This window comes from Pseudomonas sp. 8209 (genome assembly GCF_028682105.1).
GTDB lineage: Bacteria > Pseudomonadota > Gammaproteobacteria > Pseudomonadales > Pseudomonadaceae > Aquipseudomonas > Aquipseudomonas palmensis.
In genome coordinates, this window is sequence record NZ_JANIAH010000012.1 from 1 (window position 1) to 22,163 (window position 22,163).

At 64.7% G+C, this 22,163-nt stretch carries 13 protein-coding genes and 1 pseudogene; 6 read left to right on the forward strand and 8 right to left on the reverse strand.

Features of this window, described 5'->3' with window-relative positions; all coding sequences use genetic code 11:
• The 4 genes and pseudogenes from NP552_RS22910 to pvdO form a co-directional block, all read right to left on the reverse strand.
• A partial coding sequence (locus tag NP552_RS22910) for a condensation domain-containing protein (protein ID WP_274097189.1) occupies positions 1-2,435 on the reverse strand: 2,435 nt, incomplete at its 3' end.
• 26 nt (positions 2,436-2,461) lie between these two features.
• Positions 2,462-6,172, reverse strand: a pseudogene (locus NP552_RS22915) (amino acid adenylation domain-containing protein); the annotation flags it as partial.
• A gap of 120 nt (positions 6,173-6,292) precedes the next feature.
• Positions 6,293-7,942, reverse strand: a complete 1,650-nt coding sequence (locus NP552_RS22920) for a cyclic peptide export ABC transporter (RefSeq protein ID WP_274097190.1) — start codon at positions 7,940-7,942, stop codon at positions 6,293-6,295.
• Between the two features lie 139 nt (positions 7,943-8,081).
• Positions 8,082-8,960: a dihydropyoverdine dehydrogenase gene (pvdO, locus tag NP552_RS22925; RefSeq protein ID WP_274097191.1), complete on the reverse strand. Its 879-nt coding sequence runs from the start codon at positions 8,958-8,960 to the stop codon at positions 8,082-8,084.
• Between the two features lie 189 nt (positions 8,961-9,149).
• On the opposite strand from pvdO, the gene pvdP reads away from it, so the two are divergent.
• Positions 9,150-10,781: a pyoverdine maturation tyrosinase PvdP gene (gene pvdP / locus NP552_RS22930; protein WP_274097192.1), complete on the forward strand. Its 1,632-nt coding sequence runs from the start codon at positions 9,150-9,152 to the stop codon at positions 10,779-10,781.
• A 12-nt stretch (positions 10,782-10,793) separates the two neighbouring features.
• On the opposite strand, the gene NP552_RS22935 is transcribed toward pvdP, so the two are convergent.
• The 3 genes from NP552_RS22935 to NP552_RS22945 are packed head-to-tail and all read right to left on the reverse strand — an operon-like array spanning position 10,794 to position 15,339.
• Positions 10,794-12,185, reverse strand: a complete 1,392-nt coding sequence (locus NP552_RS22935) for an efflux transporter outer membrane subunit (protein WP_274097193.1) — start codon at positions 12,183-12,185, stop codon at positions 10,794-10,796.
• 7 nt (positions 12,186-12,192) lie between these two features.
• Positions 12,193-14,160, reverse strand: coding sequence for a MacB family efflux pump subunit (locus NP552_RS22940; protein ID WP_104572888.1), 1,968 nt, complete (start codon positions 14,158-14,160; stop codon positions 12,193-12,195).
• Complete coding sequence (locus NP552_RS22945; RefSeq protein WP_104572887.1) at positions 14,161-15,339, reverse strand: efflux RND transporter periplasmic adaptor subunit; 1,179 nt, start codon at positions 15,337-15,339, stop codon at positions 14,161-14,163.
• Positions 15,340-15,594: 255 nt separating this feature from the next.
• On the opposite strand from NP552_RS22945, the gene NP552_RS22950 reads away from it, so the two are divergent.
• From NP552_RS22950 to NP552_RS22960, 3 genes are all read left to right on the forward strand, one after another.
• Positions 15,595-16,071 carry a sigma-70 family RNA polymerase sigma factor gene (locus NP552_RS22950; protein ID WP_104572886.1) on the forward strand — a complete coding sequence of 159 codons (477 nt, stop codon included), beginning with the start codon at positions 15,595-15,597 and terminating at the stop codon, positions 16,069-16,071.
• A 169-nt stretch (positions 16,072-16,240) separates the two neighbouring features.
• A complete protein-coding gene (locus NP552_RS22955) occupies positions 16,241-16,726 on the forward strand; it encodes a histidine kinase (RefSeq protein WP_104572885.1) in 486 nt (161 codons plus the stop codon).
• A gap of 84 nt (positions 16,727-16,810) precedes the next feature.
• Positions 16,811-18,127 (forward strand): MFS transporter, encoded by a 1,317-nt coding sequence (locus NP552_RS22960; RefSeq protein ID WP_104572884.1) that lies wholly within the window; start codon positions 16,811-16,813, stop codon positions 18,125-18,127.
• 75 nt (positions 18,128-18,202) lie between these two features.
• Here the strand turns inward: NP552_RS22960 and NP552_RS22965 are convergent, their stop codons facing one another.
• Positions 18,203-19,867 carry an electron transfer flavoprotein-ubiquinone oxidoreductase gene (locus NP552_RS22965; protein WP_043863152.1) on the reverse strand — a complete coding sequence of 555 codons (1,665 nt, stop codon included), beginning with the start codon at positions 19,865-19,867 and terminating at the stop codon, positions 18,203-18,205.
• Between the two features lie 543 nt (positions 19,868-20,410).
• On the opposite strand from NP552_RS22965, the gene NP552_RS22970 reads away from it, so the two are divergent.
• On the forward strand, positions 20,411-21,160 hold the full coding sequence (locus NP552_RS22970) for an electron transfer flavoprotein subunit beta/FixA family protein (protein ID WP_043863151.1): 750 nt from the start codon (positions 20,411-20,413) through the stop codon (positions 21,158-21,160).
• A complete protein-coding gene (locus tag NP552_RS22975; protein ID WP_043863150.1) occupies positions 21,161-22,090 on the forward strand; it encodes an electron transfer flavoprotein subunit alpha/FixB family protein in 930 nt (309 codons plus the stop codon). It begins immediately after the preceding gene.
• Positions 22,091-22,163 lie beyond the last annotated feature (73 nt).

The following is a 22,163-nucleotide window of genomic DNA, read 5'->3' on the forward strand; positions in this document are numbered from 1 at the left end:
TGTGCAATCAGCGCATGGGCGAGCTGGTTGGCACGGCTGTTGAGTTCGGCATAGCTCAGGTGCTGCCCGGCGAACACCAGGGCCGGGGAGCCGGGGGTCCGCTCGACCTGGTCTTCGATCAGCTGGTGCACGCAGCGTTCGAGCGGGTATTCGGTGCTGGTGGCGTTCCACGCCTGGACGACCTGTTGGCGTTCGGTCGGCGCGAGCATCTCCAGCTCGCCCAGGTGCTGGCGGGGGTTGTCGCGCATGCGTTCGAGCAGGTTGAGCAGGTGCTCGCCGATGGCCTGCACGCCCGCGTCGCTGAAATGCTGTCGCGAATAGCTGGCATGCAGCAGCAGCGAGTCACCAGCACTGATGGCCAGGGTCAGCGGGTAGTTGGTCTGTTCGTGATAGTCGACTGCACCGAATGTCAGCCCGGCGGGCGCCTCCTGTTCCAGGGCTTCGGCCACCGGGTAGTTCTCGAACACCAGGATGTTGTCGAACAGTGCCTCGCCCTGTTGACCGGACCAGCGCTGGATATCGCTCAGCGCGGTGTGTTCGTGCTCACGCAGGCCAAGGTTGATTTCCTGCACCTGCTGCAGCCAGCTGGCCACGCTGACGTCGGGGCGCGGGCTGGCGATGACCGGCAGGGTGTTGATGAACAGGCCGATCTGCTGTTCCACGCCCGCGATATCAGCCGGGCGCCCGGCCACGGTGGCCCCGAAACATACGCAGCGCTGGCCGCTGTACTGTTGCAGCACTACCAGCCAAGCGGCTTGCACGAGGGTGTTGAGGGTGACTTTCTGCTGGCGTGCGAAGTCGTTGAGGCGTTGAGTGCGTGGCGCATCCAGGCTCAGGTAGCAGGCGCCATGGCCCTGCGCCGGCGTGCTGTTGACGACCGAATGCGCGAGCCGGGTGGGCTCCTCCAGGTCGGCCAGTTGAGTGTGCCAGTAGGCCTGGTCAAGTACGGCGTCCTGACGGCCGAGCCAGTCGATGTAGTCGCGGTAGCGGCCTGGCGGGGTAGCGAGGGCCTGGCCGCTGTAGCGTTGCAACACTTCGCCGAGCAACTGCGAGGTGCTCCAGCCATCCATCAGGATGTGGTGGCTGGTATGGATCAGGTGATAGTGCCCAGGTGCGGTGCACACCAGCACAAGCCTGAACAGCGCAGCCTTGTCCAGCGCCAGGTCCTGTTGCAGCTGCTCGGCGGCCAGTGCGTCGAGCGCGCCCGGCAGGTCAGTGCGTTGCTGCCAGTCGAGCAGGCTGAACGGCACGCGCATCTGCCTGTACACCGCCTGCAGTGGCTGCGCCATTTCGCCTTGCCAGAGGAACACCGTGCGCAGGCTGTCGTGTCGGTCGACGGCGGCCTGCCAGGCTTCGGCGAATGCCTGGGGGTCCAGGCCGCTGATGTCCAGGCGCATCTGGTTGATGTAGCTGCGACCGTCCAGGTCGTGGGCTTCCTGCTCGTAGAGGGTATGGAACAGCATGCCTTGCTGCAGCGGCGACAGCGGATAGAGGTCGTCAATCAATGCCAGGTCGATCGGCAGGGCATCCAGTTGCGCCTGGTCGAGCCCGGCCAGCGGGAAGTCCGACGGGGTAGCGCCCTGATTCAGGCTGTCACAGCAGTGGTCGATCAGTGCACCGAGCTCTGCGACATAGTCCTTTGCCAGACGCTCTATCACCTGCGGGGCGAAGCGGTTCTGGTCATAGGTCCAGCTCAGGCTCAACTCGCCGGCGTACACCTGGCCATTGATGCTCAGCCAGTTGCTCAGCGGGGCATCGGCGTGTTTCTCGGCACCGGCTGCTTCGCTGGCCGGTATCAGCAGCGGTTGCTGGGTGTCATCGAAGCTGGTGTCGAACTGGCCGAGGTAGTTGAAGGTGATACGTGCATCTGGCAGCGCCTGCAACACGTCGCGCACGGCTTGTTCGCCCAGGTAGCGCAGGGCACCGAAACCGATGCCTTTGTCGGGTATGCCACGCAGTTGCTCCTTGACCTGCTTGATGGTGGCCTGCAGGTCATGTCCCGCCGACAGCCGGAGCGGGAAGGCACTGGTGAACCACCCCACGGTACGGGTGAGGTCCAGCCCTTCACTCAGCTCTTCGCGGCCATGCCCTTCGAGCTGGATGAGGTTGTCGGCCTGTCCGGTCCAGCGTGCGAGTACTCGGGCCAGCGCGCTGAGCAGCAGGTCGTTGACCTGGGTGCGGTAGGCCGCAGGCGCCTGTTGCAGCAGGCGACGCGTGCGTTCGCTGTCCAGGTGCGAATCGAGCAGCGCGACCTGTGCCGGTGCGCCCATGGCGCTCCGGGCATCGGGCAGGTCGGCTGCGATGGCCTGGTGCTGGTCCAGCCAGTAGTCCAGCTCGCCGATGGCCTGGCCCCTGGCATGCTCGCGCAGCGCCTGGGCGAAGGCCTGCAGCGAACTGGTACGGGCCGGCAATTGGGGGGCTGGCCAGCCAGGCACTGCTGGTAGGCGCTTTGCAGGTCATCAAACAGGATGCGCCAGGAAACCCCGTCGATCACCAGGTGGTGGGCTACCAGTAACAGGCGTTGACGCCCATCGGCCAGGCTCACCAGCAGCGCGCGCAGCAACGGGCCGTGTTCGAGGTCCAGGCTGCGCTGGGCGCGTTCGCACAACTGCTCCAGTTCGCGATCATCGCACGCCACCGCTTGCAGCAGGGCGTTGTGGGCGTCGGCAGGCGCGCGGTAGACGCTGTTCCAGCCCTGTGCCTGCTGGGTGAAACTCAGGCGCAATGCGTCGTGGTGGTTGATCAGGGTGTTCACTGCCTGTTCCAGCACAGCGGCATCGAGTGGCTGCCCGGCCGGCTTGAGCAGGACCGACTGGTTCCAGTGATGACGTGATGGCACCGGCGTATCGAGGAATGCCTGCTGAATCGGCAGCAGCGCGACCGTGCCGCTGGCCGGCCCCTGGTCGATGTGTGCAACCGGGTCGTCGAACTGTGCGACCTGGGCCAGCCCCTGCACGGTCTGGTGCTGGAACAGCTGTTTGGGAGTAAAGCGAATGCCAGCCTGACGGGCGCGGCTGACCACCTGGATGGAGACGATCGAGTCGCCACCCAGTTCGAAGAAGTTGTCGTTCAAGCCGATGTTCGGCTGCTTGAGCACTTCCTGCCAGAGCATCGCGATCTGGCGTTCCATGGCGCTTTGCGGGGCCGCGTACCGGTAGCCGGTGGGCGCGGTGTCGGGCATAGGCAAGGCCTTGCGGTCGAGCTTGCCGTTGCGTGTCAGGGGCAGGCCGTCGAGCAGCAGCAAGTGGGCCGGTACCATGTAGGCCGGCAGTTGCTGTTTGAGCCCGGCAATCAGGGCCTGGCGCAACTGGTCCTGCGCCTGAGCATCGGGCAAAGGCCGGGTGGCCACCACATAGGCCACCAGGCGCTGGCTGCCCAGGTAGTCCGGGGCCAGTACGACGGCTTCGGCCACCTGGGGCTGTTGCAGCAGGCGTGCCTCGATCTCGCCCAGTTCGATGCGCAGGCCGTGCAGCTTGATCTGGTGGTCGATGCGGCCGACATAGTCGATCACGCCGTCGTCGCGATAGCGGGTCAGGTCGCCACTGCGGTACAGGCGCTCGCCGTGTCCGGCGAAGGGGTCTGGCACGAAGCGTTCGGCGGTCAGCCCGGGCCGGGCGTGGTAGCCGCGGGCCAGGGCCACGCCACCGATCAGCAGCTCGCCACTGACGCCGATGGCGCAGGGGTTCAGCTCGTGGTCGAGCACGTGGGTGCGCAGGTTGCTGATTGGCTGGCCGATGGGCACGATGGCGCCGTCGGGCGTGGTCGGCACGCTGTAGCAGCACGTGTCGATGGTGGCTTCGCTGGGCCCGTAGAGGTTGTAGATACGTGCGTCGCTGACGCTGCGCAGTTGCTGCACCAACGCCGGGCTCAGCGCTTCGCCGCCCAGCAGGATTGCCCGCAGGCTGGCCAGTGATGTGCGCTCGGCCTGGCCCATCAGGGCTTGCAGCAGCGAGGGCGCGGCTTGCAGCACGGTGATGCGCTGGGCCTGCACTTCGGGCCACAGCAGCGACATGTCGTCGTTCAGTTCAGGGCCAGCCAGCACCAGTTGCGCGCCGTTGAGCAACGGCAGCCAGAACTCCCAGACCGAGGCATCGAAGCTGAACGCGGTTTTTTGCAGCACCCGGTCCTGGGCCTGCAATTGCAGGGTCTGCTGCATCCACAGCATGTGGTTGGTGAGTGCGCCATGACGAACCTGCACACCCTTGGGGCGACCGGTGGAGCCGGAGGTGTAGATGATGTAGGCCAGGTTGTCCGCGTCGACCACTGGCGTCGGGTTGCTGTCGGCATACCCCTGCAGTTCGTTGTCGGCCTGCTCCAGCAGCATGACCGGCAGGGCCTCGGGCAGCAGCAGGCCAGGGTGCACCGATGCCTGGGTCAACAGCAGTGCAATGTCGCTGTGCTCGATCATGTAGGCCAGGCGATCCTGCGGGTAGCCGGTGTCCAGCGGCACATAGGCGCCCCCGGCCTTGAGCACGCCCAGCAGCCCGATCACCATCTCCAGGCTGCGCTCGCACGCAATGCCCACGCCGACCTCTGCACCTACGCCCAGCTCCAGGAGCTTGTGCGCCAGGCGGTTGGCGCGCTGGTTGAGTTGACGATAGGTGAGAGCGGCACTGCCCAGGCGTACGGCGACGGCATCCGGGGTGGCGTGCGCCTGACGTTCGAACAGGGTCTGCAGGTTGGCATGCGCGCCGAAGTCCGTGGCTGTGGCGTTCCAGGTGTGGAGGGCCATCTGCTGTTCGGCACGCTCGAGCATTGGCAGCTCGCCCAGGCGCAGTTGAGGCGTTTCGACAAGCCCCTGAAGCAGGTGCTGCCAGTGGCCGGCCAGACGCTCGATGGTCTGTGGCAGGAACAGTGCGGTGCTGTAGCTGAACGTGGCGTCGATCTGCTGCTGGCTGTAGTCGATCTCCAGCGACAGGTCGAACTTGGCCTGCTGCTGCTCGACACCGAGAAATTCCACCTCCAGGCCATCCAGGCGCAGTTGTGCTGCGTCCTGGTTGGCCACGCGCCAGTTGAACAGCGTCTGGAACAGCGGGTTGGCCTGGGTGCTGCGTTGCAGTTGCAGGTCTTCCAGAATCAGCTCGATGGGGTAGTCGGCGTGCTCCAGTGCGGCCAGCGACTGTTCGCGCAGGCGTTGAAGGAATTCGGCGACGGGTTGCGCGCCGTCGAGTCGGGCACGGTACACCTGGCTGCTGACGAAGAAGCCGACCAGCGCCTGTGTCTGGCCCTGGCTGCGGGTTGCATTGGGCACGCCGACGGTGAAGTCGTGCTGGCCGGTATAGCGACCCAGCAGCAGTTGCCAGGCACCCAGCAGCACGATGAAGGGGGTCAGCCCCTGTTGCTGGCAGAACCGCTGCAGGGCGCTGCCCAGCGAGGCCGGCAGGGTAAGGCAATGGTTGCCGACGAGGTGTAGCTGGTCTGGTGCATGCGGCCTGTCGAAGGGCAGGTCCAGGCTCGGCAGCTCGCCGTCGAGCACTTGCTTCCAATGGGCGGTCGCGCGTTCGTGGGCGGCGCTGAGCGGGTACTGCTGGCGCTGCCAGTGCGCGTAGTCGGCGTATTGGATCGACGGCCGCTGCAGGCCACCGGGCAGGCCTGCCTGCGCTTGCGCAAAGGCTTGGGCCAGGTCCTGCAGCAGGATCGCATTGGACCAGGCATCGGACACGATGTGGTGCATGTTCAGTAGCAGCACGTGCTCGCTGGCACCGGTACGCAACAGCGTGCCGCGAATCAGAGGTGCCTGGCTCAGGTCGAACGGTTGGGCCAGGTCGGCGTCATGGTGCCGGCGTATGGCTGCGTCGCGCTCGGTGGCGGGCAGTTCGCCCAGGTTGTGCCGTGCAAGTATCAGTCGCGCCTGGCGGTCGACCTGCTGCTGCGCCAGGTTGTCGATTTCGACGAAGCGGGTGCGCAGGATATCGTGCTTGTCGATCACTGCATTCAACGCCTGCTCCAGCGCGTCGGCGTTCAGCGGACCGTTCAGGCGCAGTGCGCGAGGCAGGTTGTAGGCACAGCTCTGCGGGTCGAACTGCTGCAGGAACCAGAGGCGCTGCTGAGCGAAGGACAAGGCGCCATGCGTGGGTGCGCAACCGGCCTTGATCACGTGTTCGGAGCCGGCTTCGTCGGCCAGCAGCAGGGCCAGCAGGTCGTCGTCGGAGGGGTGATTCATCTGGTTCATGTCGATCTCGTCGCCGTCGGCAGAAATTGAGCGTTGTCAGGAAGACGAAGGGCGACGAATGCGATTTAGTTGCAAAGGCGGGCAGCGGCGAGCGGCGGTGCGCTCGCCGGTTCAAGGCGTTCAGGCGAAGACTTTTTCGCTGACCACACGACCGCCGTGCATGCGCACCAGTTGGTCGGCCACGTCGAAATAGCGGTCGTCGTGGGAGATCACGATGATGGTCTTGCCCAGGCGTTTGAGATCGGGCAGCAGCTCGGTGTAGAAGATCCGGCGGAAGGTCGGATCCTGGTCGGCGGCCCATTCGTCGAACACCAGCACCGGGCGCCCGTCGAGCCATGCATTGACCAGGGCCAGGCGCTTGCGCTGGCCGGTGGACAGGTCGGTGGTGGTGAAGGCGCCGTCGCGCACGCTGACCTTGTGCGCGATCTCCAGGCGCTCCAGGTACTGCGCGGCATCGTCGGGCAAGGCGCCTTCGCGCTGCACCAGTTCGTCGAACAGGAAGTAGTCGGCAAAGATGGTGGTGAACAGCTGGCGGTAATCGTCCAGGCCAGGCGCATCAACAGCCTTGCCGTTGAGCAGCACCATGCCCTGTTGCGGCGTGTACAGGCCCAGCAGCAGCTTGATCAGGGTGGTCTTGCCGCAGCCGTTCTCGCCGACGATGAACAGGATCTCGCCGGGCTCGATGTTCAGGTTGACCGGCCCCAGGCGGAAGGGCGCGGCGCCGGGTGCCGCCGGGAAGCTGTATTGAACGTCGCGCATTTCCAGGCCCTCGAAGGCGTCTGCGGGCTTTTCTGCAGCGCTGAGCAGCAGGTGTGGCTCGGGCGAGGAGAAGCGCTCGGCCAGGTCGGCGATGCGGCGGAAGGCGATTTGCGCCCGGCTGATGATCGGGATGTTGCCGATCAGGTTCTCCAGTGGGCCTTTCATGTACAGCAGTACCAGCACGAAGCCGCTCAGCGCGGTGGGGTTGCTGGCCGGCCAGAACGCCTGCAGGGCCAGGGCCAGGCCGATGACCACGAAGAACAGCATCGAACCCAGGCTCTTGGCGATCACGAAGATGTTGATGGCGCGTACATGGGTATCGCAGATGAAGTCGGCGGTGCCCTGGATGTTGCGGGTGAACATGGCGTGGCGGCGTGGGCGGTGGATGCGCAGTTCCTTGGCGCCCTCGGCGATTGCCTGGTAGTGCTTCTGCAGGTTGTCCTCGGCGTCGCGCGCGGCATGGAAACCCTTGACGCCGCGGCGCTGGGCAAAGAACTGCACCGCCGAACCGATGCCGATGGCGATCAGGGTCATCAGGCAGATCGGCCAGGACAGCATCGCCAGGTAGCCCAGGCAGCCGATCACCACGGTCAGCGAGATGGCCAGTGGCGCGAACGAAAAGGCGAAATCGCTGATGGTGTCGACGTCGTGGGTCAGCACCGGGATCAGGCGGTGGGTACGGTAGCGCTCGATCTGCTCGATCGGTGCGGCGAGCACCTTGGCGCCCAGGTCCTTGCGCAGCTTGGCGATGATTTTCTGGCCGACGTAGTTGCTGCCGATATCGGCCACGATGGTGCTGAGCAGGGCCAGAACGCATAGCCCGGTAAACGCCAGGACCACGCCCTTGCCCATGCCGCCGGCATCGTGCAGGCCCTGGTTGACGGTGGCCAGCAGGGCGGTGACGCTCAGGCCTCCGACGATACCCAGCGCGATCGAGGCGATCACGATGGCGCGGTAAGGCCTGAGCAGGCTGAAGAGTTCGCGAATGGCGCTACGCGGTGCTGCGGTCATGAAACTACCTCGGTCGCGACGTGGCTACGTGCTAAGGGCGAGTGGACCCGCGCACGGCGGGCTGTCTGAAACTGGACGAGTGGATGCGCGGGGGATTTAGTGAGGGCGCCGGCGCGGCACCGGCGCCCTGGCCGGTCGGCTACAGGTCGCGCATCACACGAAAGCCCAGCCAGTCGCCGGCGTTGTCCGAACAGCGGTCGTTGCGGTTGCCTGAGCGCGAGAAGATCGGCGCTTCGGTCCAGTCGTTGCCGCGGATGTGCCGGTAGTCGCAGGTGGGGTCGCTCGGCTTGGGGTCGATCCAGGCGCTGCCATCGGTGGGTGCGCCGACGTAATCGTCATGCACGCTGTCGGCGACCCATTCGTAGACGTTGCCGTGCATGTCGTACATGCCGAAGGCGTTGGGGGGGAAGCTGCCCACCGGGGCGGTGAAGCTGAAGCCGTCTTCAGGCCCGTAGGTGTTGGCATGCCTGGCGATGCTGTATTCCTTGCCTTCGTCGAAGGGGAACGGGAAGGGGCCGGTGCTGCCGGCACGTGCGGCGTACTCGCGTACCGACTCGCTGAGCATGCGGTAGGGCTTGCCGGTCTTGTTCGACAGCCAGTCGATGTAGCGCTGCGCTTCGTGCCAGGTCATGCAGACGGCGGGGTGACGCGCGGTGGTCGGGTAGCTGGGGTTGCCGGCGCTGCATTTGCGGCCGGGGCGGTCATCGGCGTCGGGCATCTTGTAGCCGGTGTCGCGCAGAAATGCCTGCCACTGGCCGATGGTCACGGTGAAGCGGCTGACGGCAAATGGCTTGCTGAAGGTCACCTGGTGCAGCGGGCCTTCGTCGGGCTGGCGGCCGACTTCGTCATCAGGGGTGCCCATGGTAAAGCTGCCGCTGGGCAGCACGACCATTTCAGGGCAGTCCTTGCAGTCCTGGAACACCTCGCCCGGGGGCGGTACGGCGGCGTGTGCGGCGGGCATCAGGCAGGCGAGCAGGGCACCAAGGGCCAGTGCGTTGTGCCAGGGGGTCGGGATCATCTGGGGTCTCCATGAGGGGCGGATCGCTGCACGCAGGCAGGGACGGTACGCGGTGTGCTCCCCAGGAAGAACGAGCGCAGGGCCGATTAATTTATCCGGCACCGGGTGTGGCGCCGACACTAAATTTAACCTTCAAGCCTACGTCCTAGCTTGGATAAAGCCTGCTTCCAGGCTGATACAGGTAGGGCAATGACGATATCTCGACGAGGATTTGTCGCAGGCCTGGCACTGACCGGTGCTGCGGTGCCTGCTGCGTTGTACGCGCACAAGGAACTGACGCGACCCGAGCATCCGGTTACCCCGGGGGAAGCCAGGGTCGAGCTGCCGGATACGGCAGGACGCCAGTTGGCCGATCAGTTGCGCGGGGTGTGGAGCCTGCGCCTGGAAGGGCGCGATGCGGGACTGGACGGCCTGGCCACGCATGACCTGGAGGTGTTCATCGACATTGCACCGCGCGGGCGCGTGGTTCGCGGTTTCATCGACACCGCGCAGGCCCTGCGTGCCCCCGCGGCCCCGCGCTACAGCCTGCTGGGCGACCTGGCCACGCCGGGAGCGGGGGAGCTGACGTGGCGCCTTTTCGATCGGGAGCAGGGGCTGCAGCAACCGGTCTACGAATTGAGCATGGTGCTGGATGAGGTGTGGGGTGAATTTGCCAACGCCGGCAGCGGCACGCTTACCGGGCGCATTGCGCGCCTGGACCGCAGCCTTGCCCTGGTACAGCAGGACAACCGTTTTGTCGCCACCCGCAAGCTGTTCCCGGAAGCACGCGAGCGCATCGGCTTGCAGCCGGCCCTGCTGAACTGGCTGATTTCCGACGAGCACAGGTTGTTTCACCAACTCTGGCACGCTTCGCGTGACCAGTGGCACTCGTTACCCGAAGACAAGCGCAATGCTCTGCGCGGGCTTGGCTGGCAGCCCGGAACGCGCGAGCGCGAGCGCGATGCGCGGGGGCCGACCAAGGACCGCAATGGCTCCGGGGTGGATTTTCTGTTCATGCATCGACATATGCTGCAGACCGCGCGGGGGTTGCAGGACCTGCCTTCCTGGCCGCGCTTTCCGGCGCCACAGCCGGAGCTTGAACGCGACCGCCTGGGCTTTGCGCGCTACTTCGACAACCATGACGGCTGTGCGGTGCCGCCAACCTGGCTGGCGCCGGGGGATGCCGAGTACACCCAGTGGGTCAGTGACATCAAGAGTGCCGAGACCTACCACAGCAATTTCGAGGTATGGGAGTCGCAGTACCGCGACCCGCGCTACCTGTCGCGCCTGACCCTGGGACAGCTGGGCTCGGAGATGGAGCTGGGCCTGCATGACTGGCTGCACATGCGCTGGGCGTCGGTGCCGCGTGACCCGTCCAACGGTGCGCCAGTACCCATGGCGCGTGACCTGGACGACTTCTCGGCGCGTTGGTATGGGCCCGAAAACGACTTTCTCGGCGATCCGTTTTCTTCCCATGTGAACCCTGTGTTCTGGCTGTTCCATGGCTGGATCGATGACCGTATCGAAGACTGGTTCCGCGCCCACGAACGCTTCCACCCCGGCCAGGTGACGCGCAACCGGGTCAATGGCGTGCCGTGGTTCGCCAAAGGGCGCTGGGTCGATATCAGGCAGCCCTGGCTGGGCCCTGTGACCCATGGTTGCAGCACCACGCCAGGCCTGCAGCCGGGCAAGAGTGTGGAGATGGACCCGGAGACCATGAAGCTGGCGCTGCGGGTGATCGTCGCCAATACCAAGGACAAGCAGCGTTTCAAGGGGTTGCTGCGCCGGGTGCCGCAACGGCCCTGGTACGCGCGTCACCTGGTGGTCACGCGTCGCACCTGAGGGCAGGTGCAGTCATTGCACCTGCCACCCCCCTCCCACAGCCTTGTACAGGGCGATGCTGGCCTGCAGTCGCTGCAGATGCAGCAGCACGGCCTCGTCCTGGCTTTCGTACAGGCTGCGTTGCGCGTCCAGTACATTAAGCAGCAATTCGGCGCCTGCCTCGTAGCGTGTGCGTGCAATGTCGAAGGCCTGCTGGGCCTGGTTCAGCTCGACGCGCTGCCATTGGCGCTGGCGATCGAGGCCGTCGATGCTGTTGAGGGCCTTTTCGACATCGGCAAATGCGTTGATCAGTTCGCCGCGGTATTTTTCCAGCAGTTCCTGCTGCACGGCGGTGGCCTTGTCGCGTTCGGCACCGAGCCGCCCATTGTTGAAGATCGGCGCACTGAGGCCGGCCGCCAGGCTGTAGAACGGGTTGCGCAGCACGTCGGCGGCGACGTTGGCGCCGGAGCCCAGGCCGGCAGTCAGGGTCAACTTGGGCAGCATTGCGGCGCGCGCCACCTGCACGTCGGCCTTGGCCGCTGCCAGGCGAGCCTCGGCCGCGGCGATGTCTGGCCGGCGGCTGAGCAGGTCGCTGGGCAACCCGGCATCGATGCCAGGGGCGGCGATGCGGTTGAAATCGCTGGCGTGCAGGGTGAGGGCCTGCACCGGCTTGCCCAGCAATGCGGCCAGGGTGATGCGGGCCTCGGTGGCCTGCTGGCGCAGCAATGGCAGCCGGCGCTGCTGCGCAGCGACCAGTACTTGCTGCTGGGCCAGCTCAAGTGCAGTTGCCGAGCCCGCGTTGTACTTGGCGCGTACCACCTCCAGTACCTGCTGGGCGTTGGCCAGGTTGAGGCTGGCGATACGCTGCTGTTCGTCCAGGGCCAGGGCCTGCAGGTAGAAGCTGGCCACGTTGCTGAACAGGGTCAGGGTGACGGTAGCCTGGTCGAACTCGCTGGCCTTGAGGGTCTGCTCGGCACTGTCGCGTGCCGCCGCATTGCCGCCCCAGAAGTCGACCTCGTAGCTGGCGTTGAAGCTGGCGCTGTAGCTGACCGATTCTCGGTCGTTGGTGCTGCTGGAGGTGCCGTAGCCGTTATGGTGCATCTGTTTTTCGCGATTGCCGGCCAGGGCTGCGCCAACTTCGGGCAGCAGCGTGCCGCCAGCGATGGTGCGCGCCGCACGGGCCTGGCGCACGCGGGCGATGGCAGCGGCAATGTCGTAGCTGCCGCTGTCGGCCTGTGCGATCAGTTGGTCGAGTTCGGGACTGGCAAAGCTGCGCCACCAGGCGCGGTTGCTGTCGCGCACCGCCTGGGTGTTGGCTGACTGCCACTGTTGTGGCGGGGCAAACCCGATGTCCGGCGGGGTGGGTGGAGTGCTGCAGGCACTGAGCAGCAGGGCCAGGCTCAATGCGCTCAAGAGCGGTTTCATCGGAGGTTCATTCACTGGTGAGGGCCTTGACCGGATCGAGACGGGCGGCTTTGCGTGCGGGCATGAAACCGAATACCACGCCGGTGATGACCGCGCAGGTGAATGCGCCAAGCATGGCGCCCAGGGTAAAGGCCACGGCAATGTCGGCCAGTAGCAGGCCGCCGCCGATCAACAGCGCCAGGGCAATGCCGGTGATGCCACCGACCATCGACAGCAGCACCGCTTCGCTGAGGAACTGGCGCAGGATGTCGCGCTGGCGGGCGCCGGTGGCCATGCGGATGCCGATTTCGCGAGTGCGTTCGCGCACGGTCATCAGCATGATGTTCATCACCCCGATGCCACCCACCAGCAGCGAAATGGCTGCGATTGCGCCCAGCATCAGCGACAGGGTGTTCTGGGTGCGGGCCTCGGCCTGGATCAGCGCCGCATCGTTGGTCAGCTCGAAATCATGCTTGCCGTTGTGCAGGCGGCGCATCAGGTGATCGATGGCCTGCTCGGTTTCCTTGACCCGGCCCGAGTCGACGGCGCCGATGGTGACGTACTCCGGATCGCGGCTGCCGAACAGGCGCACGGCAGCGGCGGAGTAGGGCACCACGATGCGGCCATCGCTGTCCTGGTTGCCGGAGCTGGAACCTTTTTCGGCGAGTATGCCGATGACCTGGAAGGGCACGTTGCCGATCAGGATGTACTGGCCAATAGGGTCGCCGGCATCCTTGAGGAGTTTTTCCCTGACCTTGTGACCGATCACCGCGACGGCTGCGGCAGCATGTTCGTCAGCGTCGGTGAAAAAGCTGCCTTCGACCACCGGCCAGTTGAAGATCTCGGGGAAGTGGGTGTTGTTGCCGCCGACGTAGAAGCGCTGGTTGCTGTTGCCGTAACGCACCGTCAGTTCGCTGCCGATGACCGGCATGATCATCTTCACCTGTGGTAACTGCGCCACTGCTGCCACATCGTCGAGGGTCACCACCCCGGCGGGGGCGTTGTGCGTCGGCTCGCTGCCGCTGAGGTAAAGGATGTTGGAGCCGAAGGCGGCCATCTGCGCCATGACCTGGCGCTTGCTGCCTTCGCCGACGGCCAGCATCACCACCACCGAGGCCACGCCGATGACGATGCCGAGCAGGGTCAGGGCGGTGCGGAAGCGGTTGATCCACATCAGGCGCCAGGCGGCCTGCAGGGCTTCGATGAGCTCGCCTTTCCAGGCCCCGCTCTGGGTGGCGCCGCGGTCCAGGCGCTGGCGCAGGTCGTCTGCATTCAGGCTGGCCACCGCTGCGCGCGCTGGCGCCGCCGCGTTGGCCGAGTCGCTTAGGATCAGGCCGTCGCGGATCTCGATGATGCGCTTGGCGCGCGCGGCGACTTCGCGGTCATGGGTGATCAGGATCACGACGTGGCCCTGGCCTGCCAGTTCGTCGAGCAGGCTCATCACTTCGGCGCCGCTCTGGCTGTCGAGGGCGCCGGTGGGTTCGTCGGCCAGGATGATGTGGCCGCCGTTCATCAGCGCGCGGGCAATCGAGACGCGTTGTTGCTGACCGCCGGACAGCTGGTGCGGACGGTTGCCCGTGCGGGTGGCCAGGCCCAGTCGGGCCAGCAGCCCGGCCGCGCGGGCATGGCGCTCGGCGGCAGGGGTACCGGCGTAGATTGCCGGCATCTCGACGTTTTCCTGGGCCGACCCGGAGGCGATCAGGTGGTAGCCCTGGAACACGAAGCCGAAGGCTTCGCGACGGATCCAGGCCAGTTCGTCGCTGTCCAGTTCGGCGACATCCTTGCCGGCAAAGTAGTACTGGCCGCTGGTGGGGCGGTCGAGGCAGCCCAGGATGTTCATCAGGGTCGACTTGCCCGAGCCCGAAGCCCCGACGATGGCAACGAACTCACCGGGCTGGATGGCCAGGCTGATACCGCGTACCACCTCGACCTTGGGCGTGTCGATGCCGCCGTAGGATTTGCGTATGTCGCGCAGTTCGATCAGGGGCGTGGACATTCAGCCTCCACTGGCGGCGGGCGCGCCGATCAGCAGGGTGTCGCCCTCGGCCAGGCCTTCGAGGATCTGCACGCGCAGGCGATCGCTGAGGCCGGCGCGAACCTGGCGTTGCTCGACCTTGCCGTTGGGGTGCAGTACCTGGACCAGGCGCATGTCGTTTTGCCGGGCATCGGGCTCCAGCGCCACGATCGGGGCAGTGAGCACGTTGCTGGCCTGGCCGGCGACGAAGAACACCTGGGCGGTCATTTCCGCCATCAGGGAATTGTCGACGTTGTCCACGTCCAGCAGGACGGTATACAGCACGACCTTGCCCCCACCGCCGGAGGCGCTGGAGCTGGTGGGGCTGCCACCGCCCTGGCTGATCTGGTCGAGCGGCTTGGGCGGTACCGGCAGGATCTGGCGCACGGTGCTGCTCCAGCGGCGCTTGCCGCCGGCCAGGGTGGTGAAGTAGGCCTGCATGCCGGGTTTGACGTTGCCAATGTCGGCCTCCGAGACCTCAGCCCATACGGTCATCGGCGACAGCTTGGCGATGCGCAGGATCAGCGGTGTTTGCTGCTGCGCGTTGAGTGTCTGGCCCTCACGCGCATCCACGGCGACCACCGTGCCGGACATCGGCGCGTAGATACGCGTGTAGCCCAGCTCTGCCTCGTCGCTGCGCAGGCTGGCCTGGGCCTGCAGGATCTGCGCCTGGAACATGCCGATGCGTGCCTGGGTGACTTTCAGTTGTGCCTGTGCGGTCTGCACATCCTCTTCGCGGGTAGCGCCGCTGGCGGCCAGTTGCTGCTGGCGCTTGAGCTGATGCTCGGCCAGGGTGTACTGGGCGCGCTGCTCCTGCAGCTGGGCCTTGAGGTTCTCGATCGAATAGCGGCCTGCATCGAGGCGTGCCTTCTGGGTCGAAGGGTCGATCTCGACCAGCAGTTGGCCTTCCTCGACGTGGTCTCCGGTTTCCACATGCAACTTGCGGATCTGTCCCGAGGCCTGGGCGCCGACATCGACATAGCGGCGTGGCTGCAGGGTGCCGAGTGCTGTCACGCTGCTTTCGATGTCGGCGCGGGTGACCTTGATGGTGTTCGAGGGCTCACCACCCAATGGCAGGGTTTGCCAGGCCGCCAGGCTGCCGGCGGCGAGCAGGCCGAGGCCGCAAAGCAACAGGCGGCGATTTTTCGTAAGACGTGTCATGCGGGCTTCCAGCCAGAAGGGTTGACCCGCGAGTTGCTGGCGTAGACAGCGCAGGCACGGGGGCTCCTCGTTAGACGAGCTATATGCACAGGAATTTACCGGCGCACATTCAGGGTCGCAGGCCGTGCAATCGGGTAATCTGCGAGGCGTGACGGAGGTTGCTGAGAATAATAATAATTTGTATTGTTGCCTACTGGCTTCACCCTGATTCTCCATTCTCGGCGCTTTAGCGCCGAATCCTGGCCAGGTGTCGTTTTGGAAAACTACTATCGCGAACTGGTGAGCTTTCTGTGTGTTCGGCTGGGCAGTCGCCAGGCGGCCGAGGACGTGGCCCACGACGCTTATGTGCGAGTGCTCGAGCGACATGGCGAACAGCAGATCGAGTATCCGCGGGCCTTTCTCTACCGTACCGCGCTGAATCTGGTGATCGACGACCATCGGCGTAGTCAGGTGCGGCACAACGAGCCGCTGGAAGTGCTCGACACCGACGAGGCATTCCGTTCGCCGGCGCCCTGCCAGCGCATGGACATGGATCGCCGACTGGAGCTGATGCAGCAGGCGTTGGGGGAACTAAGTCCTGGGTGCCGGGACAGTTTCCTTCTACGCAAGCTCGAGGGGCTTTCTCACCAGCAAATTGCCGAAAGACTCGGAATTTCTCGCAGTCTGGTGGAAAAAAATATCGTCAATGCCATGAAGCATTGCCGGGCGCGGATGCGCCAAAATTCCGTCTGATGCACTGGTCAGCAACAAACAATTGAGGCTGCGCCTTGATTTCCCGGCATTTCCCTACAACTATCTATCAGATCCGTCACCTGACGTAATGCCTGTCGCAGCCTGAGGTTTATCGTGGCGTAGTAGCGGTCAAGGAATGTCTTCCATGCTCTCTATCCAGGCCCTTCCGATGCCCGACAAGTCCATGCGAATCCTGATTGCCGATGAGCACCCCATCCAACTGCTGCAGTTGGAGAAGATGCTCAACGGCCTGGGGTATTACCGGATTGCCCCTGTCGAGACCTTCGACGACCTGCAGCGCCTGGTGCAGAACGCGCTTTTGCCGTTCAGTCTGCTGGTCGGAAATATCGACCTGGCCAGCCACGTGGGGGTCGATCTGGAGCGGTTCTGTCGCGTGAGTACGCAGATCCAGCATGTGCTGCTGTATGAGTCGCAACACCTTCGCGTACCTGCGGTGCCTGCTGGCCAGCGTCAGGCGGTGAGCGTCAGCCTGCCCAAGGTGCCCGACAACGAGGCCCTGCAGTCCTTCATGGCTATCATCGATGCCCCACTGCTGCTGGGGCAGTTGCCCAACCCCGGGTACAGGCCTGCTGGTAACGCGCCCCCCATGCGCCGCCTGAACATGGGGCATACGGTGTTCCCTCGCGAGGCCTGAGCCGTTCGCCGCTTTTTGGTATGCTCTGCGCCTGTCCTGGCGCGCCTTGCTGCGCGCAGTGAGCCTATCGAAGCGGATGCCTTTATGACTGCCACCAACCCTGCGCGCCCGCTGCGGCTTTCGCGCGACGACCACAAGACCCTGGGCCTGGCGGCGCTGGGCGGTGCGCTGGAGATCTACGATTTCATCATCTTCGTGTTCTTCGCGCTGACCCTGAGCCAGCTGTTCTTCCCGCCCGAGATGCCGGAGTGGCTGCGTCTGCTGCAGAGCTTCGGGATCTTCGTCACCGGGTACCTGGCGCGGCCGCTGGGCGGCATCCTGATGGCGCATTTTGCCGATCACCTGGGGCGCAAGAAGGTCTTCAGCCTGAGCATCCTGATGATGGCGCTGCCGTGCCTGCTGATCGGGGTGATGCCGACCTATGCCGACATCGGCTACGCGGCGCCGCTGATCCTGCTGGGCCTGCGCATTCTGCAGGGCGCGGCGGTGGGCGGCGAGGTGCCAAGTGCCTGGACCTTCGTCGCCGAGCATGCGCCGGCCGGGCGGCGGGGCTATGCGCTGGGTTTTCTGCAGGCCGGGCTGACGTTCGGCTACCTGCTGGGCGCGCTGACCGCCACGGCGCTGGCCCAGGTGTTCACCGCCCAGGAGATTCTGGACTACGCCTGGCGCTATCCATTCTTGCTGGGCGGGGTGTTCGGCGTGATCGGGGTGTGGCTGCGCCGCTGGCTGAGCGAGACGCCGGTGTTCCTGGCGCTGCGCGAGCGGCGTGAACAACCGGTGGCCTTCCCGCTGCGCACGGTGCTGCGCGAGCACCGCCGCGCGCTGGTGCCGGCGGCCCTGCTGACCTGCGTGCTGACCTCGGCGGTGGTGGTGCTGGTGGTGATTACCCCGACGGTGATGCAGCAGCGCTTCGGCATGAGCGCGGCCGACACCTTCGCCCTGAGCGCGCTGGGTATCGTGTTCTTGAACATCGGTTGCGTGCTGGCCGGCTTGCTGGTGGACCGGGTAGGTGCCTGGCGCGCGCTGATGGTCTACAGCCTGTTGCTGCCGTTGGGAGTGGGGGCGCTGTATGCCAGCCTGATCGGCGGCTGGGGCTGGACCGGGGTGGCCTATGCGCTGGCAGGGCTGGCCTGTGGTGTGGTGGGGGTGGTGCCGTCGGTGATGGTCGGGCTGTTTCCGCCGGCCATTCGCGTGTCGGGGATTTCCTTTACCTACAACCTGGCCTATGCGCTGTGGGCCAGCACCACGCCGCTTATGCTGATTGCGCTGATGCCGTGGAGCCCATGGGTGTGTGTGGGGTTCTGCCTGCTGATGGGCACGGTGGGCCTGCTCACGGCGGTGTACTTCAGTGCGCGAGAGGACCTGCGGGCCGGGGATGAACTGGTGTTGGCGAAGGTGTGAGACCGTTTGCTCGAACGCCTTCACGGAAAAGCCCCCAGCGCCGCAAGGCGTGGGGGCTTTTTTTGTGGGCGGTACTTACATGTTCGGGTAAGTCGGGCCGCCAGCACCTTCCGGGGTCACCCAGGTGATGTTCTGCGAAGGGTCCTTGATGTCACAGGTCTTGCAGTGCACGCAGTTCTGGGCGTTGATCTGGAAGCGCTTGCTGCCGTCTTCCTGGCTGATCACCTCGTATACGCCGGCCGGGCAGTAGCGCTGCGCCGGTTCGTCGTACAACGGCAGGTTGGTGCCGATCGGGATGCTCGGGTCGGTCAGCTTCAGGTGGCACGGCTGCTCTTCTTCATGGTTGGTGCTGGAGAGGAACACCGAGCTCAGCTTGTCGAAGCTCAACTTGCCATCGGGCTTGGGGTAATCGATCTTCTTCGAGTCGGCCGCCAGCTTGAGGCAGGCGTAGTCCGGCTTGGTGTCGTGCAGGGTGAACGGCAGCTTGCCGCCGAACCAGTTCTGGTCGACATAGTTGAATGCCGCGCCGAGCATCGGGCCGAACTTGTGCATCGCCGGGCCGAAGTTGCGGCTGGCGAACAGTTCTTCGTACAGCCAGCTGGCCTTGAAGCCGTCGACGTAGGCGGTCAGTTCGTCGCCACCCTCGCTACCGGCCAGCAGCGCATCGGCCACCGCTTCGGCTGCGAGCATGCCGGACTTCATGGCGGTGTGGCTGCCCTTGATCTTGGCCACGTTCATGGTGCCCAGGTCGCAGCCGATCAGCGCGCCGCCCTTGAATACCATTTTCGGCAGCGAGTTCAGGCCGCCCTTGGCCAGGGCACGGGCGCCATAGCTGATGCGCTTGCCACCCTCCAGGTACTGGGCGAGCACCGGGTGGTGCTTGAGGCGCTGGAACTCGTCGAACGGGGAGAGGTAGGCGTTGGCATACGACAGGTCGACGATCAGGCCGACCACCACTTGGTTGTTTTCCAGGTGATACAGGAACGAGCCGCCGGTGTTCTCGGTGCTCATCACGTCCAGCGGCCAGCCGGCGGTGTGGATCACCAGGCCTTGCTGGTGCTTGGCCGGGTCGATTTCCCAGATTTCCTTGAGGCCGATGCCGTAGTGCTGCACGTCGCTGGCGTTGTCCAGGTCGAAGCGCTTGATCAGTTGCTTGCCGATATGCCCACGGCAGCCTTCGGCGAACAGCGTGTACTTGCCGCGCAGTTCCATGCCGGGGGTGTATACGCCTTCCTTGGGGTTGCCTTCGCGGTCGACACCCAGGTCGCCGGTGATGATCCCGCGGACCACGCCGTTTTCATCGAACAGCGCTTCCTGGGCAGCGAAGCCTGGGTAGACTTCCACGCCCAGGTTCTCGGCCTGCTGGGCCAGCCAGCGGCACAGGTTGCCCAGCGAGATGATGTAGTTGCCTTCGTTGTGCATGGTCTTGGGCACGAACAGATCGGGCACCTTGACCGAGCTGCTGGCGTCGCGCAGCACGTAGATGTCGTCGCGCTTGACCTCGGTGTTCAGTGGCGCGCCGAGTTCTTTCCAGTCCGGGAACAGTTCGTTCAGGGCACGCGGCTCGAACACCGCACCGGAGAGAATGTGTGCACCGACCTCGGAGCCTTTCTCGACCACGCAGACGCTGATTTCATTACCGGCTTCGGCGGCCTTCTGCTTCAGTCGGCAGGCGGCGGACAGGCCTGCCGGGCCAGCGCCGACGATGACCACGTCGAATTCCATGTATTCGCGTTCCACAGGTTCTCTCCTACTCAAGGCTCATCGGTTTTTCTTTGTTGGCGGGTGTCAGGCGGTCATTTCGAAGTACCCGGGTGTGTAGCTCGGGTGATGACGGACTACACCGCTTTCTCTTGGCCGCGCATTATATCTACACCACTTGCGAGGTCCAATACAAACGTTTGTTTGAATTTGCCGCAGCCCAGTAAAATCAAAGACGCACGGCTTGAAGCTGGCTGGTTTGCCGTATTGACCGGATTGGGCGTTACGGTCAAGATACGGGCGGTTTTACGCTCGCCGTAGGCTGACCGTCGGATGCAGGAGCACCCCTAAAAACCAGGCAAAAAGCAGGGCAGTTACGCCAGGACCCGCCTTTGTAGTGGAGTTTACACGCCACGACAAACAATGACCCACGGGTTTTGCGCGCAAGCGTCGAGAACAGACTGCACAGTCAGTTGAATTTCACCTGCTCGCGTTCGTTTTTGGAGGTGCCCTTGTACCCACGCGCAATCGCCCGGTTCTGCCCAGGCGACATTCTTTTCACCGGAGAGTAACGAGGAATCCATGAAGGTTCTTGTAGCTGTCAAACGAGTGGTCGACTATAACGTCAAGGTTCGCGTCAAGGCGGACAACTCCGGCGTAGACCTTGCTAACGTCAAGATGTCCATGAACCCCTTCTGCGAAATCGCCGTAGAAGAAGCCGTGCGCCTGAAAGAGAAGGGCGTGGCGAGCGAAATCGTCGTCGTTACCGTCGGCCCGGCCACTGCCCAGGAGCAGCTGCGTACCGCCCTGGCACTGGGTGCCGACCGCGCCGTGCTGGTCGAGTCGGCTGAAGAGCTGACCTCGCTGGCCGTGGCCAAGCTGCTCAAGGCTGTGGTCGACAAGGAGCAGCCGCAACTGGTCATCCTTGGCAAGCAGGCCATCGACAGCGACAACAACCAGACCGGCCAGATGCTGGCTGCGCTGACCGGTTATGCCCAGGGTACTTTCGCCTCCAAGGTGGAAGTGGCCGGCGACAAGGTCAACGTCACCCGTGAAATCGATGGCGGCCTGCAGACCGTTGCTCTGAACCTGCCGGCGATCGTGACCACCGACCTGCGTCTGAACGAGCCGCGCTATGCGTCGCTGCCGAACATCATGAAGGCCAAGAAGAAGCCGCTGGAGACTGTGACTCCGGACGCGCTGGGCGTTTCCACCGCCTCTACCAACAAGACCCTGAAAGTCGAAGCGCCAGCTGCACGCAGCGCTGGTATCAAGGTCAAGTCGGTGGCTGAACTGGTCGAGAAACTGAAGAACGAGGCGAAGGTAATCTAAATGACTATCCTGGTTATCGCTGAACACGAAAACGGCGCCGTTGCCCCGGCGACCCTGAACACCGTTGCTGCCGCCGCGAAAATCGGTGGCGATATCCACGTACTGGTCGCTGGCCAGAACGTGGGTGGCGTTGCCGAAGCTGCCGCGAAAATCGCTGGCGTGGCCAAGGTGCTGGTAGCCGACAACGCTGCCTATGCGCACCAGCTGCCGGAAAACGTCGCGCCGCTGGTGGCCGAGCTTGGCAAGGCCTACAGCCACGTGCTGGCACCAGCCACCTCCAACGGCAAGAACATCCTGCCGCGCGTTGCCGCGCTGCTGGACGTCGACCAGATCTCCGAGATCATCGCGGTCGAGTCGGCGGACACCTTCAAGCGTCCGATCTACGCCGGTAACGCCATTGCCACCGTGCAATCGAGCGCTGCGGTCAAGGTCATCACCGTGCGTGCCACCGGCTTCGACGCCGTTGCCGCCGAAGGTGGTTCGGCTGCTGTCGAAGCGGTTGGCGCTGCCCACGATGCGGGCAAGTCGGCATTTGTCGGCGAAGAGCTGGCCAAGTCCGATCGTCCTGAGCTGACCGCTGCCAAGATCGTCGTTTCCGGCGGTCGCGGCATGCAGAACGGTGACAACTTCAAGCACCTGTACGCGCTGGCCGACAAGCTCGGCGCCGCCGTGGGTGCTTCGCGCGCCGCGGTCGACGCAGGCTTCGTGCCCAACGACATGCAGGTCGGCCAGACCGGCAAGATCGTTGCGCCGCAGCTGTACATCGCCGTCGGTATCTCCGGCGCGATCCAGCACCTGGCCGGCATGAAGGACTCCAAGGTGATCGTTGCGATCAACAAGGACGAAGAGGCGCCGATCTTCCAGGTGGCCGACTACGGCCTGGTCGCCGACCTGTTCGAAGCCGTACCTGAGCTGGAGAAGCTGGTTTAATCCAGCCGCTTCACTTATAAAGAGCCCGGTCTTTTGATCGGGCTTTTTTATTTCGCGACGCAAGGGAGGCATG

What these genes read in the sequence shown, in the direction of transcription:
- NP552_RS22920 (WP_274097190.1), bottom strand. Translation starts at nt 7,942, where the DNA reads ATGACCGCAGCACCGCGTAGCGCCATTCGCGAACTCTTCAGCCTGCTC.
- pvdO (WP_274097191.1), bottom strand. Translation starts at nt 8,960, where the DNA reads ATGATCCCGACCCCCTGGCACAACGCACTGGCCCTTGGTGCCCTGCTC.
- pvdP (WP_274097192.1), top strand. Translation starts at nt 9,150, where the DNA reads ATGACGATATCTCGACGAGGATTTGTCGCAGGCCTGGCACTGACCGGT.
- NP552_RS22935 (WP_274097193.1), bottom strand. Translation starts at nt 12,185, where the DNA reads ATGAAACCGCTCTTGAGCGCATTGAGCCTGGCCCTGCTGCTCAGTGCC.
- NP552_RS22940 (WP_104572888.1), bottom strand. Translation starts at nt 14,160, where the DNA reads ATGTCCACGCCCCTGATCGAACTGCGCGACATACGCAAATCCTACGGC.
- NP552_RS22945 (WP_104572887.1), bottom strand. Translation starts at nt 15,339, where the DNA reads ATGACACGTCTTACGAAAAATCGCCGCCTGTTGCTTTGCGGCCTCGGC.
- NP552_RS22955 (WP_104572885.1), top strand. Translation starts at nt 16,241, where the DNA reads ATGCCCGACAAGTCCATGCGAATCCTGATTGCCGATGAGCACCCCATC.
- NP552_RS22960 (WP_104572884.1), top strand. Translation starts at nt 16,811, where the DNA reads ATGACTGCCACCAACCCTGCGCGCCCGCTGCGGCTTTCGCGCGACGAC.
- NP552_RS22970 (WP_043863151.1), top strand. Translation starts at nt 20,411, where the DNA reads ATGAAGGTTCTTGTAGCTGTCAAACGAGTGGTCGACTATAACGTCAAG.
- NP552_RS22975 (WP_043863150.1), top strand. Translation starts at nt 21,161, where the DNA reads ATGACTATCCTGGTTATCGCTGAACACGAAAACGGCGCCGTTGCCCCG.